Origin of the sequence: Metapseudomonas phytobenefica, assembly GCF_043392685.1 — a bacterium.
In the GTDB taxonomy this organism is placed as follows: Bacteria; Pseudomonadota; Gammaproteobacteria; order Pseudomonadales; family Pseudomonadaceae; genus Metapseudomonas.
This window is the reverse complement of the sequence record NZ_JBHZGM010000024.1, coordinates 43543-58725: the sequence shown is the minus strand read 5'-3', so window position 1 is coordinate 58725 and position 15183 is coordinate 43543. Positions and strand designations below refer to the sequence as shown.

Sequence of the window (15183 nt, the reverse complement as noted above, 5' to 3'; positions counted from 1 at the left end):
GCCATGTATGACTCTCTGATGAAAGTGGTATCCGGCTACGGGATGCTCAGCGGTTTCGCCATCATCGGCGTCACCATGTGGGTCTCCTACTGGATCTCCGACCGCTTCACCCGCGGCCGCCTGCACGGCTCGGCCATCGCCATCCTCCTCGGCCTGCTGCTGTCCTACCTCGGCGGTCTCTACACCGGCGGCCAGAAGGGCCTGGTGGACATCCCGCTGTTCGCCGGCGTGGGCCTGCTCGGCGGCGCCATGCTGCGCGACTTCGCCATCGTCGCCACCGGCTTCGGGGTGAGCGTCGAGGAGATCAAGCGCGCCGGCGCGGTCGGAGTGGTGGCGCTGTTCGCCGGGGTCGGCTCGTCCTTCGTCGCCGGCGTGGCCATTGCCCTGGCCTTTGGCTACAGCGACGTGGTCAGCCTGACCACCATCGGCGCCGGCGCGGTGACCTACATCGTCGGCCCGGTGACCGGCGCGGCGCTGGGTGCCAGCTCCGACGTGATGGCGCTGTCCATCGCCGCCGGGCTGATCAAGGCGATCCTGGTGATGGTGGCGACGCCCTTCGTGGCCCCCTACATCGGCCTGAACAACCCACGCAGCGCGGTGATCTTCGGCGGCCTGATGGGCACCTCCAGCGGCGTGGCCGGCGGCCTGGCCGCCACGGATCCCAAGCTGGTGCCCTACGGCTGCCTGACCGCGGCTTTCTACACCGCCCTCGGCTGCCTGCTGGGACCGTCATTGCTGTACTTCTGCGTGCGTGGCCTGATGGGCTGATTCCTGCCTGCTCCACTTCACGCCCCGGCCCGGTGCCGGGGCGTTTTCGTTTGATCCCAGCATCAGGTGTTGCAGGTGGCCGCTTGCCTGTAGGAGCCAGCTTGCTGGCGAAACGGGGCCATTCGCTGGCAATTGCTGACGCAGACGTGGCCTGGTCATTTCGCCGGTACATGCGGCACTCGGCGCCCCAATTTGTTGGGGGCATGCTGTTCAGTAGAAGGTCAGTTCTATTTCCGTCCTGTATACCGCGAAGGTCGTTGCCATGCAGGCTTGACCGTTGAGCCCCGAGGTGCCGCTTGTGAGCTTTCCGGCCAGGTCCCCGAGCGCTTCCCTCAGCCACTTGCGATGTGCCCCGATGGCGGCGCCAGCGGCCAGGCCCGACAGAAGGCTCAGCATCTCGTTGTTGCATGCCCTATGGTTTTCGATGGCCTGTTGAACCACATCCACGGTCATCTCGTTGAACATGTGCGTGCGGCCTGAATAAATATCGGCATATCTCCCCCATAGAGACTTCATGATCACGTATAGAGCATCCTGCTCCGCTGCTTGAAGATAAATTTCATTTCTCCGGAGGCAGTCTGTTCAGATAGAGATTGTCCAGTATCAGCTTCTGGAGTTCTTTCTCGCTGATGCCATATGCCGAAATGAAGTTGAGTTCTTTGGAATAGTTTTCGGCTGCCAGGTAAACAATGGTTCGCCGATTTTCTTCATCCGTTGCCAGGTACGCATGGCCGCCGCTTATTTTCATGACTTTTGTGCGATTTCCTTCCACAAAGTCTTTCCAGATATTGTGGATATCCTTGATTGCCATATCACTCAAGCCGAGATCGGGTGTTGGCTCCTCAAGCCTCAGTACGAGCCTTGGGAACATGCGCATATCTATCTCGTAACCGAGTTGGGATTTGTTAAGTACAGAAATGGAGATTGTCTGCCGCGAGTCCCTGTTCTGCCGATCAAAAGCCAATGCCAGTCCACGGTTTTCCGAACCAATTATCGACACATCCCGTAGCGCATCGGTAGGTAGCATTACCGAGTAAGGGCCGATCAGCAGGTCTGTATATTCGTCCTTCTTCGCTCCTGTTGGAATTGATCCGCATCCGCTTAGCACAAGAAAAAACGCCATGAGGACTAATTTGCGTATGAAATTCATGAATTTATCCAAATTGATTTTGCGAAGTTGAGTTTAACTGTCCGGTGCAAGGATGAATTGAAAGAAAGATCCGTTGATTGACCCTAAAAAGTTAGAGGAAATTCGCGGGATAAACCAAAAACAGCGCGTGGAAAATTCCCACGATGGCCAGTCGGGAACCAGAGATGGGGTAACTGGCTGGGCGCGTCGGCAGTTCGTCGTATCCCACTCAGCCCGCGTTGCGCAGGCTGTACATGCGGCACTCGGCGATCAGCGCCAGCAGGTTCGGGTCGCGCTCGCGGGCCTTCAGGAACACCACGCCTATGTACTGCAAAAGGCGATAGCGCTCCTGCAGGCGGATCAGCTTCACGCGGTTCTCGTACACCGCCGCGATGCGCCCTGGCAGCAGGGCGTAGCCGACTCCGGAGCTGACCATGCTGAGCAGGGTGAAGATATCGTTCACCTGCATCGCCACCTTGGGCTCGAAGCCGGCCTGCTGGAACACCCGCGCGCCGTCGCGGTGGGTGGCGAAGCCCTGGCTCAGGGTGATGAAGGTGGAGTCGGCGAGGTCCGCCAGGTCCACCTCGTCCTGGTTGGCGAAGGGCGAGTCGGTGGGCACGGCGAGGAAAATGTCGTCGGAGAACAGCGGCATCTGTTCGCAATCGGGGTCGTTCACGCTGTCGTCGAGGGCGACGAGGATGGCGTCCAGCTCCATGTTCTTCAGGCGATAGAGCAGGTCGACGTTGGAGCCCAGGGTGAGGTCGATGTTCAGCTCGCTGCGCCGCAGCTTCAGGCCCATCACCAGCTGTGGCACGGTCTTCACCGTCAGCGAATAGAGCGCGCCCAACTTGAAGCGCTCGGCGGAGAAGCCGGCGGCCTCGCGGGTCAGGCGCACCATCTCGACGGCGTCCTGAATCAGCTTCTGCGCCTTCTCCTCCAGCACATAGGCGCTTTCCAGCGGCGTCAGGTTGCGCCCTTCGTGCTTGAACAGCGGGCACCGCAGGGCGCTCTCCAGGGAGTGGATGGCGCGGTGCACGCTGACGTTGCTGGTGTTCAGCTCCGCCGCCGCGCGCGACAGGTTGCCGCTGCGCATGAAGACGAGAAAGGTCTCCAGCTTCTTCAGGGTCAGTTCTTCGTCGATCTGCATGGGCGCCCGGCTGCCTTCATTGCGTGGGTCGAATGGGTAGCGCTGCGCTCGCGGAGCGCCGCACGACCCATCCTACAGCGGGGCCATAGCGCGGCGGAGGCGATCTTTAGCGAATAAGCAAATAAGGAATAAGCAAATAAATTCTTATTCCTTAACATGTATATGGCCAGCGCCTAGACTGCCCAGCATTGAACTTCAGCAAGGAGGGCTCGCCATGCGCAGCCAGGCCATTCGCTACCTGATCCTGCCGGGATGGCAGGGCTCGCCCGCCGAGCATTGGCAAAGCCATTGGCAGCGTACGCTGCCCAATGCCAGCCGGGTCGAGCAGGCCGACTGGGACAACCCGGACCGTGCGTCCTGGGTGGAGGCGCTGGAGCGCGCCATCGATGCCGAACGCACCCCCGTCATCCTCGTCGCCCACAGCCTGGGCTGCGTGACGGTTGCCCACTGGGCCGCGCAGTCCGATCCGGATGTGCTGCGCCGCGTCCGTGGCGCGCTGCTGGTGGCGCCGGCGGATGTGCAGCGCCCCGGTTGTCCCGAGCCGCTCAAGGGCTTTGCGCCGATTCCGCGTGAGCTGCTGCCCTTCCCGACGCTGCTGGTGGGCTCGGACAACGACCACGCCGCCAGCCCCCAACGGGCCCTGGAAATGGCTCGCGACTGGGGGGCGGAAGCCGCCATCCTCACCGGCGCCGGGCATATCAACGTGAAGTCCGGGCACCACACCTGGGAGCAGGGCTTCGCCCACCTCTATCGCCTGCAGAGCCGTGTCGAGCAGTTGGCCCGAATCCGCGCCTGATCTGATTCACCGCCCATTCAGCAATACGCCAGGGTCCGCTGCATCGCAGCCTGGGCCCGGCGGGAGATTTCGCCATGAGCAAGGAAAACCCCGGCCAGCCGCTGCTGAGTTTTGCCGATGCCGACCGCAGCCCGCTGAGCATCCGCGCCCGCGCGCTGGTCTTCGTCGATGAGCGCTCGCGACGTCTGCGCGAGGAGGTCGACCAGCTCGCCCCCGGCACCCTTCCGGTGCTGATCCAGGGCGAGACCGGCACCGGCAAGGAATTGCTGGCGCGACAGATCCATCGTTCCAGCGACCGTCCCGGCCTGTTCGTGGCGGTGAGCTGCAGCGCCATCAGCAAGACCTACGCCGAGGCCGAACTGTTCGGCCATGCCGTCGGCGCCCACAGCGGCTCGGCCAGCAGCCGTGCCGGCTGGTTCGGTTCGGCCAACGGCGGGACGCTCTACCTGGATGAGATCGGCGACCTGCCGCTGCCCCTGCAGGGCAAGCTGTTGGCGGCCCTGGAAAGCCGCGAAGTGGTCCGCGTCGGCGCCCAGCAAGCGACACCGGTGGACGTGCGCCTGGTGGCTGCCACCAGCATCGACCTGGCCAAGGCGGTGGACGCCGGCAAGTTCAACGCACGGCTCTACCAGTACCTGGACGAGGGGAGGGTGGAACTGCCGCCGCTGCGTGAGCGTCCGGACGACATCCTGCCCCTGGCCGAGTATTTCCTCGGCATCTACGCCCAGCGCCTGGACCTGCCGCTGCCCCTGATCGGCCCGGCAGCCCAGGCCGCGCTGGAGGCCTATTCCTGGCCGGGCAACACCCGCGAGCTGGAGAACAGCGTGCACTTCGCCCTGCTGGTCAGCGAGGGCGACGAGATCCAGCCGCAGCACCTCAACCTGCCGCCGCTGCCGGGCTACGCCCAGCTCACCGCGCAACTGCGCCGGCTGGCGGCCAATGACGCCGGGCGCGAGCACCTGCGCCAGCTGTTCGCCGACGTGCTGGCGGGCTAGGGCCTTGGTGTAGGAGCGAGCTTGCTCGCGAATGGCCAGACACCGCTTTCGCGAGCAAGCTCGCTCCTACATTCCGCTCCCAATTCGGGTTACGGGTGGAGCTGCCCGGTGGCTTTAAGGTGATCCTTCACTGACCGCAGGCGCGGTAGCGGAAGGCAGACGAGGATGGTCAGGGCCAGCACGCCTACGCCCATCAGCGGCAGGTTCGCCAGGCCCATGTGGGTGCTCAGCCACAGGCCGCCGATGAAGGCGCCGCTGGCGTTGCCCAGGTTGAAGGCAGCGTGGCTGAGGGTGGCGGCCAGGCTCGCCGATTCGCCGGCCTGCTCCACCAGCAGCAATTGCAGCGGCGAGGAAATCGCGAAGCTGGCCACGCCCCAGAGGAACAGGCAGCCCAGGGCCAGGGCCGGAATCTGCGCGAAGACGAACAGCCCCAGCAGGCACAGCATGCTCACCCCGAAGGCCATCGGCAGCGCGTGGCGGAAGCCCTTGTCCGCCAGTCGCCCGCCCAGCAGGTTGCCCACAGTCAGGCCGATGCCGAACAGCAGCAGGGCGAAGTTGGCGTGTTCCGGGCTGAAGCCGGAAACATCGCGCAGCAGCGGGCTGATGTAGGTGAACACGCCGAACAGCGCCACCGAAGACAGGCTGCAGACGAACAGCGCGTGCAGCACCGGGCGCCGCAGGATGCCATCCCAGGCGCCGGCAGCATTGGCCTGCGGCTTGGGTGTGGCCGGCAGCCAGAGGGCTTGCGCCAGCAGGGTGAGGAAGCCCAGGCCCGCCACCACCATGAAGGTCACCCGCCAACTGGTGGCCTGGCCCAGCCAGGCGCCGGCGGGAACGCCGAGCACGTTGGCGATGGTCAGGCCGCTGAGCACCAGCGCCATGGCCGACGCGCGGCGATGGGGCGGCGCCAGTTCGGCGGCGAGCAGAGTGGCGCAGCCGAAGAAGCCGGCATGGCTGAAGGCGGTGAACATGCGCATGGCCAGCAGCCACTCGTAGCTCGGTGCCAGGGCGCAGCCGAGGTTGCCCAGGGCGTAGGCACCCATCAGCCAGAGCAGCGCCTGACGGCGCGGCAGGCGACCGAGCAGCGGGCCCAGTAGCGGCGCGCCGATCACCACGCCCATGGCGTAGGCGCTGACCAGCAGGCCGGCATCGGACAGGCTGACCTGGAGGTCTTTGGCGACCTCGGGCAAGAGGCCCATGATGATGAATTCGCTGCTGCCGACGACGAAGCCGCCCAGGGCGAGGGCCAGCAAGGGCAGGGAGAGGAGGGTGCTCGGGTTCATGCGGGTTCCGGTGGCGGGGCTGTATTGCGGGGGGGCGCGGATTCTACGCGCATTTGCTTGCGGGGGGCTTGCCGAGTGGGCCGCCGGAGGGGATAGACCCTGTGGGGGCGAATTCATTCGCTATGCAGACCGCAGGTTTGCTCCTTGGATTTCCAGGGGGCAGCTGCGCTGCCCTTTGCGAATGAATTCGCCCCCACAAGGAACGGCAAGGACAATCAGCCGCCCAGGAACTTGCTCAGGAACTGCCGGGTGCGTTCTTCCTTCGGTGCGCTGAACAGCGCCCTGGCCTCGCCCTGTTCGACGATCACGCCCTTGTCGATGAAGATCGCGCGGTTGGCCACGTCGCGGGCGAAGCTCATTTCGTGGGTGACGATCACCATGGTGCGTTTCTCTTCCGCCAGGCCACGGATGGTGGCGAGCACTTCGCCCACCAGCTCCGGGTCGAGCGCCGAGGTGGGCTCGTCGAAGAGGATCACATCCGGCTCCATTGCCAGGGCGCGGGCGATGGCCACCCGCTGTTGCTGGCCACCGGAAAGGCGCTTGGGATAGGCGTCTTCCTTACCCGCCAGGCCGACCTTGGCCAGCAGCCGGTGGGCCCGCTCGATGGCGCGCTCGCGCGGTTCCTTCTTCACCACCACCGGGCCTTCGATGACGTTCTCCAGCGCGGTGCGGTGCGGGAAGAGGTTGAAGTTCTGGAACACGAAGCCGACGTGCTGGCGCAGCTTGCGGATCAGCCCCTGCTGCTGCTTGAGCGGCTTGCTCGCGTCGATCTCGATCTCGCCCACCCGGATGCGCCCGCCGCTGGGTACTTCCAGCAGGTTGAGGCAGCGCAGCAGGGTGGTCTTGCCCGAGCCGCTGGGGCCGATGATGGCCACCACTTCGCCCGGTTCGATGGACAGGTCGATGCCCTTGAGCACCTCCTGGCCCTTGAAGGATTTGGTCAGGTTACGGACGGTGATCATCAGCTGTCCTGCTCATGCTGGTTGACCCGCGCCTCGAGGCGGCCCTGGAAGTGCGACAGCACGGTGGCCAGCACCCAGTAGATCAGCGCGGCGGCCAGGTACATGGTGAAGATCTCGAAGGTGCGCGCGGTGATCAGCTGCGCCTGGCGGAACAGTTCCGGCACCTGGATGGTGGCGGCCAGGGCGGTGTCCTTGACCAGCGAGATGAAGCTGTTGCCCAGCGGCGGCAGGGCGGTGCGCGCGGCCTGCGGGAGGATGGCGCGAACCAGCGTCTGGGTGCGGCTCATGCCGATGCTGGCGGCGGCTTCCCACTGCCCCTTGTCGATGGAGGAGATGGCGGCGCGGAGGATTTCCGAGGTGTAGGCGGCCATGTTCAGCGAGAAGCCGATCAGCGCCGCGGGCAGCGGCTCCAGCTGGATGCCCAGCTGCGGCAGGCCGTAATAGATCATGAACAACTGCACCAGCAGCGGCGTGCCACGGAAGAAGGACACGTAGATCCGCGAAATCCACTGCAGGGCGGTGAAACCGTAGAGGCGCATCAGGGCGAGGACGAACCCCAGCAGCAGTCCGAAGAACATGCCGCCGAGGCTCAGCACCACCGTGAATACCGCGCCCTTGAGCAGGAAGGGCGCGGAATCCAGCGCCAGTTGCAGGCTGGCGTCGATCATTGGGTCACGTCAGCCTTGAACCACTTCTCGGAGAGCTGCTTCAGGGTGCCGTCGGCCTTGAACTTGGCCAGCGCCTTGTCGATGGCGGCCAGCAGTTCCGGGTTGCCCTTGCGCAGGGCGATGCCGGCTTCCTGGCGGGAGAAGGGTTCGCCGGTCACGGCCAGCCTGCCGCCGGTTTTCTCGACCATTTCGAAGGCGGCCAGACGGTCGACGAGGATGACGTCGATGCGGCCGACGTTGAGGTCCTGGAACTTGGTGGGGTCGTCGTCGTAGGTGCGAATGTCGGCCTGCGGAACGTTTTCCTTCAGCCACTGTTCGTAGTTGGTGCCCAGGCCCACGCCGACCTTCTTGCCGGCCAGGTCGGCCGCGCTCTTGATGTCGCCCTCGGTGCCCTTGCGCACCAGCGCCTGGATGCCGGAGACGGTGTAGGGGGTGGAGAAGTCGTACTTCTTCTTGCGCTCGTCGGAGATGGTCACCTGGTTGATCACCACGTCCAGGCGCTTGGATTCCAGCGCCGCCAGGATGCCGTCCCACTTGGTCGGCTGGAACTCGGCCTTCACGCCCAGCTCCTTGGCCAGGGCCTCGGCCAGGTCGACTTCGAAGCCGGTAAGCTTGCCGTTCTCGTCCTGGTAGTTGAAGGGCGGGTAGGTGCCCTCCAGGCCGACCTTGATGGCGCCTTTCTGCTGGATGTCCTGGAGCAGGTCGGCGGCGGAGCTGGTGCCGATGAAACCGGCGCCGAGCACCAGGCTCAGGCTGCCGAGGATGAAGTGACGACGCAGGGATGCAAATGTCATATGAGCCTCACGGGGCAGGTGTCTAGGGGTGGGGCAACTCTAGGTATTTGGTTATATGCAATAAAATAATTAAAAATTATTTATTGCTTAAAATGGTGCATAAGAACGTCTCACGGGGCACCCGCAGGATGATAGGCGAAGAGCGCAGGAGAGCCACCGGTGTGCAGGAACAGCACCGGGCCATCACCTTCGAAGGCGCCCCGGGCGATGCCATCCAGCAGGCCGGCGAAGGCCTTGCCGGTGTAGACCGGGTCCAGTAGCAGGCCTTCGTGGCTGGCGGCCAGGCGCACGGCGTCGAGGGTGCCGGCGTTCGGTTCGCCATAGCGCGGGAAGAAGTACTGGTCCCACAGCTCTACCTTGAGTCCGGCCGGAACCGGTACGCCGAGCAACTCGGCGGTGCGTTGCAGCAGGCCTTCCACCTTGGGCCGCTGGGTGGCGTCCGGGCGCGAGACGGTGACGCCAACCACGCGCGTGCCGGGCAGGGCATGCTCCAGCGCCAGGGCGAGGCCGGCATGGGTGCCGGCGCTGCCGGAAGCCAGCACCACGGCAGAGAAGGTTTCGCCGCTGGCCTTGATCTGCCGGGCCAGTTCCAGGCCGGCACGCACGTAGCCCAGGGCGCCCAGGGCGTTGGAGCCGCCGATGGGCACCAGGTAGGGACGCTTGCCGGCGGCGCGCAGGCGTTCGCCGGTGGTGGCGAGGAGTTCGTCGGCGTTGTCCAGGTCGGGCACCAGTTCTACCTCGGTGCCGAACAGGTCCAGCAGCAGGCGGTTGCCGTTCTCCAGGTAATTGCGGTCAGCGGTGCCGATGGGGTTTTCCAGAAGGGCGACGCAGCCAAGGCCCAGGCGCGCAGCGAGGGCGGCTGTCTGGCGCACGTGGTTGGACTGAATGGCGCCGGCGGTGACCAGGGTATCGGCCCCCTGTGCCAGGGCATCGGCGGCGAGGAATTCCAGCTTGCGCACCTTGTTGCCGCCCAGGGCGAAGGGCGTGATGTCGTCGCGTTTGACGAACACGCTGCGGCCAAGCTGGCGCGAGAGGCGCTCCAGTTTCTCCAGCGGGGTGGGCGAGGGAACCAGTTCCAGGCGGGAAAAGCGGGCGAGGGCGGCGTTGAGCATGACAGCGGCTCACTGGGCAGTTGCGAAGCTTGCCACTCTAGTGAGGCGGCGCTTTGCAGGCAATTCTCAGAGGCGACATGAAAGTACCGGTCAGTCAGGGCGGAGACGGGGTCGGGCGGTCTGTATATGTGTGAAAAATGGAATATTTGAATAAGAAAATGATATTTGATGGTTATAAAAAATCTTCGTAGTGTCGGCGTCACCCCGGCGTACCCCGACCGGGCATCCCAATACCCGCTCGCGGCTGAAGATCCAGCCGGAGCTGCAGAATCGAAAGGATCATCATGAAGAAGACCCTGCTGTTGACCGCTCTGGCTGCCGCCCTTTCCGCCACCCTCGCCCAGGCCGGCGAAAAACTCGTGGTCGCCGCCACGCCGGTGCCCCATGCGGAAATCCTCGAACTGGTCAAACCCCAGCTGGCCAAGGAAGGCGTGGACCTGGAAGTGAAGGTCTTCACCGACTACGTGCAACCCAACCTGCAGGTGGACCAGAAACGCCTGGACGCCAACTACTTCCAGACCAAGCCCTACCTGGACAACTTCAACAGCGGCAAGGGCACCCACCTGGTGATCGTCAAGGGCGTACACGTCGAGCCTTTCGGCGGTTACTCCAGCAAGTACAAGTCCCTCAAGGAACTGCCGGACGGCGCCACCATCGCCATCCCCAACGAAGGCAGCAACAGCGGCCGCGCATTGTTGCTGTTGCAGAAGTCCGGCCTGCTCAAGCTGAAGGACCCGAAGAACGCCCTGGCAACGCCCAAGGACATTGCCGAAAACCCGCACAACTTCAAGTTCAAGGAACTTGAAGCGGCCCTGCTGCCGCGCGTGCTGGACCAGGTCGACCTGGCCCTGATCAACACCAACTACGCCCTGGAAGCCAAGCTCAACCCGTCCAGGGACGCGCTGGTGCTGGAAGACCGCACCTCGCCCTACGTGAACTACCTGGTGGCCCGTCCGGACAACAAGGACAGCGACGCCATCAAGAAACTCTCCACCGCGCTGACCAGCCCGGAAGTGAAGGCCTTCATCGAGCAGAAGTATTCCGGCGCAGTAGTGCCGGCGTTCTGATCAGCTAGCCACGGTGCGGGAAGCATGACCCGCCCCTTCCTCACGCCGACGAGTCTCGACTATCGTCGGCGTTCTTTTTTCTGCTGCACTTGCAGGGACGATTCCTTGTGGGGGCGAATTCATTCGCTGAGGACCGCGCAGCGGTCCCCGACCAGGCAGGGCAGTCCTGCGGACTGCATCGCGAATGAATTCGCCCCCACAGAGACAAATGCCCGCCTGCCTTTCCGGAGTTCCCCATGCCCACCCCCAAACCCGGCCTTTCCACCCGTTCGGTTCACAGCGGCAACGAGGTCGACCGCAGGATGGTCACCCGGCCCAAGAGCCTGCCCATCTACGAATCCTCGGTGTTCGTCTACGACTCGCTGGAGCAGGTGGACGACTTCCTCGCCGGCAACCCCGACAACTACATGTACACCCGCATCGCCAACCCCAACCAGGCGGCGCTGGAGGAACTGGTGTGCGCACTGGAAGGCGGCGAGGCGGCGTTGTTCTCCGCCTCCGGCATGGCCTCGGTGAGCGCGGCGCTGCTGGGAAGGCTGAACGCCGGCGACCACCTGATCGCCAGCCGCGAGCTGTATGGCACCACCCAGAGCCTGATCGAGAAGGAGCTGGCGCGCTTCGGCATCGCCGCCACCCTGGTGGAGATCAACGACCTGGCGGCGGTGGAAGCGGCCATCACCCCGGCGACGAAACTCATCTACACCGAAACCGCCTCCAACCCGCTGGTGCGGGTCAGCGATGTGCCAGCGCTGGCCAGGCTCGCCAGGGCGCACGGGCTGAAGCTGCTGGTGGACAACACCTTCCTTTCGCCCGCGCTCTACAACCCGCTGGCCGAGGGCGCCGACCTGGTGCTGCACAGCACCACCAAGTACCTCAACGGCCATAGCGACGCCACCGGCGGCATCCTCGTCGGCAATGCCGAATGGATCGCCCAGGCACGGCGCTTCCAGATCAACGCCGGCGGCAGCGCCAGCCCCTTCGAAGCCTGGCTGACCTTCCGGGGCGCCAAGACCCTGGCCCTGCGCATGAAGGCCCACTCGGCCAACGCCCAGGCCTTGGCCGAGGCCCTGGAAGCGCACCCGAAGGTGGCGCGGGTGTTCTACCCCGGCCTGCCATCCCACCCCGACCACGCCCTGGCCCGTCGGCTGTTCCCCAAGGGGGCTTCGGGCATGCTCAGCTTCACCCTGCACGGCGGCCTGCCAGAGGTGGACAAGCTGATCCGCGCTCTGAAGAACACCGCCTTCGCACCATCGCTGGCCGGCGTGGCCAGCAGCATCACCCACCCCGGCAAGACTTCCCACCGTGCCCTGTCGCCGGAAGCCCTGGCGGAGCTGGATATCCACGACGGCACCATTCGCGTGTCGGTGGGCATCGAGGATGCGGCCGATATCGTCCAGGACTTCGTGCAGGCGTTGGATAGCCTCTGATAGCTCTCCTTGTGGGGGCGAATTCATTCGCTAAGGACCGCGCAGCGGTCCCCTTCGGAATGGCAGGTCTGCGACCTGCATCGCGAATGAATTCGCCCCCACAAAACAGCAAAAGCTCCGTACCTCGGTCTTCTATCCTTATTCAATAAAAGTATTTCACAGCGCGTTCTTATGCTCGTTATTCTCTCGCCACAACTTGTTATAACAAGTCAGGATCACGAGCGAAGAACACCATGGCAGAACTGCTCCCCCTTTCCCCGGTACCGCTCTACAGCCAGCTCAAGGAGCTGCTGCGCGGGCGCATCCTCGACGGCACCTACCCGCCCCACAGTCGCATGCCTTCGGAAAGCGAGCTGGGCAAGGCCTTCAACGTCAGCCGCATCACCGTGCGCCAGGCGCTGGGCGACCTGCAGAAGGAAGGCCTGATCTTCAAGATCCACGGCAAGGGTACCTTCGTCGCCAAGCCCAAGGCGTTCCAGAACGTCAGCACCCTGCAGGGCCTGGCCGAGTCCATGACGCAGATGGGCTACGAAGTGCTCAACCGCCTGCGCAGCTTCAGGCACGTGCCGGCCAGCGCCCTGGTGGCGGCCCGCCTGCAGGTGGAGGAAGGCAGCCCCGTGACCGAAATCCGCCGTGTGCGCCTGATCAATCGCGAGCCGGTTTCCCTGGAAATCACCTGGCTGCCCAAGGCGGTGGGCGAGAAGCTGGAGAAGGCCGACCTCGCTACCCGCGACATCTTCCTCATCCTCGAAAACGACTGCGGCATTCCCCTCGGCCATGCCGACCTCGCCATCGACGCGGTGCTCGCCGACGGCGACCTGACCCAGGCGCTGGCGGTGGAAGAGGGCTCGCCGATCATGCGCATCGAGCGCCTGACCCACGCCGCCGACGGCACGCCGCTGGACTTCGAACATCTCTACTACCGCGGCGATGCCTTCCAGTACCGCCTGCGCATCGACCGCCAGAAAGGGGCCCACGCATGAGCACCCGTGAACAGGATTACGACATCGTCGTCATCGGCGGCGGCACCGCCGGCCCCATGGCCGCGATCAAGGCCAAGGAGCAGAACCGCGAACTGCGCGTGCTGCTGCTGGACAAGGCCAACGTCAAGCGCAGCGGCGCCATCAGCATGGGTATGGATGGCCTGAACAACGCCGTCATTCCCGGCCACGCCACGCCCGAGCAGTACACCAAGGAAATCACCATTGCCAACGACGGCATCGTCAACCAGGCGACCGTGCACGCCTACGCCACCCACAGCTTCGAGACCATCCAGCAGCTCGACCGCTGGGGGGTGAAATTCGAGAAGGACGAAACCGGCGACTACGCGGTGAAGAAGGTCCACCACATGGGTGCCTACGTGCTGCCCATGCCCGAGGGCCATGACATCAAGAAGGTGCTCTACCGCCAGCTCAAGCGCGCGCGGGTGGAGATCAGCAACCGCATGGTCTGCACCCGCCTGCTGCTGGATGGCGAGGGCGCGGCAAGCGGGGTGATGGGCTTCGACTGCCGCAGCGGCGAGTTCCGGGTGATCCGCGCCAAGGCGGTGATCCTCGCCTGCGGCGCCGCCGGCCGCCTCGGCCTGCCGTCTTCCGGCTACCTGATGGGCACCTACGAGAACCCCACCAATGCCGGCGACGGCTACGCCATGGCCTATCACGCCGGGGCGGAACTGGCGAACCTGGAGTGCTTCCAGATCAACCCGCTGATCAAGGACTACAACGGCCCGGCCTGCGCCTACGTCACCGGCCCGCTGGGCGGCTACACCGCCAACAGCAAGGGCGAGCGCTTCATCGAGTGCGACTACTGGAGCGGCCAGATGATGTGGGAGTTCCATCAGGAACTCGAAGGCGGCAACGGCCCGGTGTTCCTCAAGCTCGATCACCTGGCCGAGGAAACCATCCAAACCATCGAAGAGATCCTGCACAGCAACGAGCGTCCCAGCCGTGGCCAGTTCCACGCTAATCGCGGCACCGACTACCGCTCGCAGATGGTGGAGATGCACATCTCCGAGATCGGCTTCTGCTCCGGGCATTCGGCCTCGGGCGTGTGGGTCAACGAGAAGGCCGAGACCTCGGTGAAAGGCCTGTACGCGGCCGGCGACATGGCGGCGGTGCCGCACAACTACATGCTCGGTGCCTTCACCTACGGCTGGTTCGCCGGGGTCAATGCGGCGCAGTACGTGGCCGGGCGTGAATTCGCCGAAGTCGATGCCGGGCAGGTGGAGCGCGAGCGCGCGCGGGTGTTCGCACCGCTGGAGCGCGAGCATGGCCTGCCGCCCGCCCAGGTGGAGTACAAGCTGCGGCGCATGGTCAACGACTACCTGCAGCCGCCCAAGGTGACCAGGAAGATGGAGATCGGCCTCACACGCTTCGCCGAAATCGAACGGGACCTGGCGCAGATGAAGGCCAGCAACCCCCACGAGCTGATGCGCGCGATGGAAGTGAGCGTGATCCGCGACTGCGCCGAGATGGCCGCCCGCGCCTCGCTGTTCCGCGCCGAGAGCCGCTGGGGCCTGTACCACCACCGGGTGGACTTCCCCGAGCGCAACGACGCCGAGTGGTTTTGCCACTGCCACCTGAAGAAGGGTGAGAACGGTGAGATGACCAGCTTCAAGAGACCTGTCGAGCCCTACCTGATCCCGCTGGATGCCGAGGAACAGCAGGCCTATGACCGCCTGCGGGTGAAGGCGGGGGTCGCGGTGTAGGTTCGCCGGATACGACGCAACAAAACGCGAGAGCCCCAGGCTCCAAGGAAATCGTGAAATGGCCCATCAACCCCAGGAAATCTTCTTCCGCAGCAGCGCGCCGGTGACCATCGACGAAGACAAGTGCATCGCCGAGAAGGGCTGCACCGTGTGCGTCGAGGTCTGCCCGATGGATCTGCTGGCGATCAACCCGGCCACGCAGAAGGCCTACATGGCTTTCGACGAATGCTGGTACTGCATGCCCTGCGAGAAGGATTGCCCGACCGGCGCGGTGAAGGTGGAAATTCCCTACCTGCTGCGCTGAGTCAGCATCGGAAACCTATAGGAG

At 64.5% G+C, this 15183-nt stretch carries 16 protein-coding genes; 8 read left to right on the top strand and 8 right to left on the bottom strand.

Annotated elements, in window-relative coordinates:
- Positions 1–3 precede the first annotated feature (3 nt).
- Positions 4–768, top strand: a complete 765-nt coding sequence (gene madM / locus ACFW0B_RS18575) for a malonate transporter subunit MadM (RefSeq protein ID WP_449150477.1) — start codon at positions 4–6, stop codon at positions 766–768.
- A gap of 210 nt (positions 769–978) precedes the next feature.
- On the opposite strand, the gene ACFW0B_RS18570 is transcribed toward madM, so the two are convergent.
- The 3 genes from ACFW0B_RS18570 to ACFW0B_RS18560 all read right to left on the bottom strand — a co-directional run bounded on the left by ACFW0B_RS18570 (position 979) and on the right by ACFW0B_RS18560 (position 3044).
- Positions 979–1290 (bottom strand): hypothetical protein, encoded by a 312-nt coding sequence (locus ACFW0B_RS18570; RefSeq protein ID WP_449150476.1) that lies wholly within the window; start codon positions 1288–1290, stop codon positions 979–981.
- A 37-nt stretch (positions 1291–1327) separates the two neighbouring features.
- Complete coding sequence (locus tag ACFW0B_RS18565; protein WP_449150475.1) at positions 1328–1918, bottom strand: hypothetical protein; 591 nt, start codon at positions 1916–1918, stop codon at positions 1328–1330.
- Positions 1919–2126: 208 nt separating this feature from the next.
- The gene (locus ACFW0B_RS18560; protein WP_449150474.1) at positions 2127–3044 is read right to left on the bottom strand and encodes a LysR family transcriptional regulator; all 918 of its coding nucleotides are present in this window, start codon (positions 3042–3044) and stop codon (positions 2127–2129) included.
- A gap of 214 nt (positions 3045–3258) precedes the next feature.
- Between ACFW0B_RS18560 and ACFW0B_RS18555 the strand changes: the two genes are divergently transcribed.
- On the top strand, positions 3259–3840 hold the full coding sequence (locus ACFW0B_RS18555; protein ID WP_449150473.1) for an RBBP9/YdeN family alpha/beta hydrolase: 582 nt from the start codon (positions 3259–3261) through the stop codon (positions 3838–3840).
- Between the two features lie 74 nt (positions 3841–3914).
- Entirely contained in the window at positions 3915–4835 is a 921-nt protein-coding gene (locus ACFW0B_RS18550) for a sigma 54-interacting transcriptional regulator (RefSeq protein WP_449150472.1), read from the top strand.
- Positions 4836–4924: 89 nt separating this feature from the next.
- On the opposite strand, the gene ACFW0B_RS18545 is transcribed toward ACFW0B_RS18550, so the two are convergent.
- From ACFW0B_RS18545 to ACFW0B_RS18525, 5 genes are all read right to left on the bottom strand, one after another.
- The gene (locus tag ACFW0B_RS18545; protein WP_449150471.1) at positions 4925–6118 is read right to left on the bottom strand and encodes an MFS transporter; all 1194 of its coding nucleotides are present in this window, start codon (positions 6116–6118) and stop codon (positions 4925–4927) included.
- Between the two features lie 215 nt (positions 6119–6333).
- Positions 6334–7080: an L-cystine ABC transporter ATP-binding protein TcyN gene (tcyN, locus tag ACFW0B_RS18540; protein WP_449150470.1), complete on the bottom strand. Its 747-nt coding sequence runs from the start codon at positions 7078–7080 to the stop codon at positions 6334–6336.
- A complete protein-coding gene (gene tcyL, locus ACFW0B_RS18535) occupies positions 7080–7748 on the bottom strand; it encodes a cystine ABC transporter permease (RefSeq protein ID WP_449150469.1) in 669 nt (222 codons plus the stop codon). Before tcyL ends, tcyN begins: the two co-directional genes overlap by 1 nt.
- Positions 7745–8542, bottom strand: a complete 798-nt coding sequence (gene tcyJ / locus ACFW0B_RS18530; protein ID WP_449150468.1) for a cystine ABC transporter substrate-binding protein — start codon at positions 8540–8542, stop codon at positions 7745–7747. Before tcyJ ends, tcyL begins: the two co-directional genes overlap by 4 nt.
- 110 nt (positions 8543–8652) lie before the next feature.
- Positions 8653–9654, bottom strand: a complete 1002-nt coding sequence (locus tag ACFW0B_RS18525) for a D-cysteine desulfhydrase (protein WP_449150467.1) — start codon at positions 9652–9654, stop codon at positions 8653–8655.
- Positions 9655–9938: 284 nt separating this feature from the next.
- Here ACFW0B_RS18525 and ACFW0B_RS18520 point away from each other — a divergent pair, with 284 nt between their 5' ends.
- The 5 genes from ACFW0B_RS18520 to ACFW0B_RS18500 all read left to right on the top strand — a co-directional run bounded on the left by ACFW0B_RS18520 (position 9939) and on the right by ACFW0B_RS18500 (position 15159).
- A complete protein-coding gene (locus ACFW0B_RS18520; RefSeq protein WP_449150466.1) occupies positions 9939–10721 on the top strand; it encodes a MetQ/NlpA family ABC transporter substrate-binding protein in 783 nt (260 codons plus the stop codon).
- A 236-nt stretch (positions 10722–10957) separates the two neighbouring features.
- On the top strand, positions 10958–12148 hold the full coding sequence (locus tag ACFW0B_RS18515) for a trans-sulfuration enzyme family protein (RefSeq protein WP_449150465.1): 1191 nt from the start codon (positions 10958–10960) through the stop codon (positions 12146–12148).
- Between the two features lie 233 nt (positions 12149–12381).
- The gene (locus ACFW0B_RS18510; RefSeq protein WP_449150464.1) at positions 12382–13131 is read left to right on the top strand and encodes a GntR family transcriptional regulator; all 750 of its coding nucleotides are present in this window, start codon (positions 12382–12384) and stop codon (positions 13129–13131) included.
- Entirely contained in the window at positions 13128–14855 is a 1728-nt protein-coding gene (locus ACFW0B_RS18505; protein WP_449150463.1) for a fumarate reductase/succinate dehydrogenase flavoprotein subunit, read from the top strand. Before ACFW0B_RS18510 ends, ACFW0B_RS18505 begins: the two co-directional genes overlap by 4 nt.
- A gap of 58 nt (positions 14856–14913) precedes the next feature.
- Positions 14914–15159 (top strand): 4Fe-4S dicluster domain-containing protein, encoded by a 246-nt coding sequence (locus tag ACFW0B_RS18500; RefSeq protein ID WP_028629110.1) that lies wholly within the window; start codon positions 14914–14916, stop codon positions 15157–15159.
- Positions 15160–15183 lie beyond the last annotated feature (24 nt).

What these genes read in the sequence shown, in the direction of transcription:
- madM (WP_449150477.1), top strand. Translation starts at nt 4, where the DNA reads ATGTATGACTCTCTGATGAAAGTGGTATCCGGCTACGGGATGCTCAGC.
- ACFW0B_RS18565 (WP_449150475.1), bottom strand. Translation starts at nt 1,918, where the DNA reads ATGAATTTCATACGCAAATTAGTCCTCATGGCGTTTTTTCTTGTGCTA.
- ACFW0B_RS18560 (WP_449150474.1), bottom strand. Translation starts at nt 3,044, where the DNA reads ATGCAGATCGACGAAGAACTGACCCTGAAGAAGCTGGAGACCTTTCTC.
- ACFW0B_RS18555 (WP_449150473.1), top strand. Translation starts at nt 3,259, where the DNA reads ATGCGCAGCCAGGCCATTCGCTACCTGATCCTGCCGGGATGGCAGGGC.
- ACFW0B_RS18550 (WP_449150472.1), top strand. Translation starts at nt 3,915, where the DNA reads ATGAGCAAGGAAAACCCCGGCCAGCCGCTGCTGAGTTTTGCCGATGCC.
- ACFW0B_RS18545 (WP_449150471.1), bottom strand. Translation starts at nt 6,118, where the DNA reads ATGAACCCGAGCACCCTCCTCTCCCTGCCCTTGCTGGCCCTCGCCCTG.
- tcyN (WP_449150470.1), bottom strand. Translation starts at nt 7,080, where the DNA reads ATGATCACCGTCCGTAACCTGACCAAATCCTTCAAGGGCCAGGAGGTG.
- tcyL (WP_449150469.1), bottom strand. Translation starts at nt 7,748, where the DNA reads ATGATCGACGCCAGCCTGCAACTGGCGCTGGATTCCGCGCCCTTCCTG.
- tcyJ (WP_449150468.1), bottom strand. Translation starts at nt 8,542, where the DNA reads ATGACATTTGCATCCCTGCGTCGTCACTTCATCCTCGGCAGCCTGAGC.
- ACFW0B_RS18525 (WP_449150467.1), bottom strand. Translation starts at nt 9,654, where the DNA reads ATGCTCAACGCCGCCCTCGCCCGCTTTTCCCGCCTGGAACTGGTTCCC.
- ACFW0B_RS18520 (WP_449150466.1), top strand. Translation starts at nt 9,939, where the DNA reads ATGAAGAAGACCCTGCTGTTGACCGCTCTGGCTGCCGCCCTTTCCGCC.
- ACFW0B_RS18515 (WP_449150465.1), top strand. Translation starts at nt 10,958, where the DNA reads ATGCCCACCCCCAAACCCGGCCTTTCCACCCGTTCGGTTCACAGCGGC.
- ACFW0B_RS18510 (WP_449150464.1), top strand. Translation starts at nt 12,382, where the DNA reads ATGGCAGAACTGCTCCCCCTTTCCCCGGTACCGCTCTACAGCCAGCTC.
- ACFW0B_RS18505 (WP_449150463.1), top strand. Translation starts at nt 13,128, where the DNA reads ATGAGCACCCGTGAACAGGATTACGACATCGTCGTCATCGGCGGCGGC.
- ACFW0B_RS18500 (WP_028629110.1), top strand. Translation starts at nt 14,914, where the DNA reads ATGGCCCATCAACCCCAGGAAATCTTCTTCCGCAGCAGCGCGCCGGTG.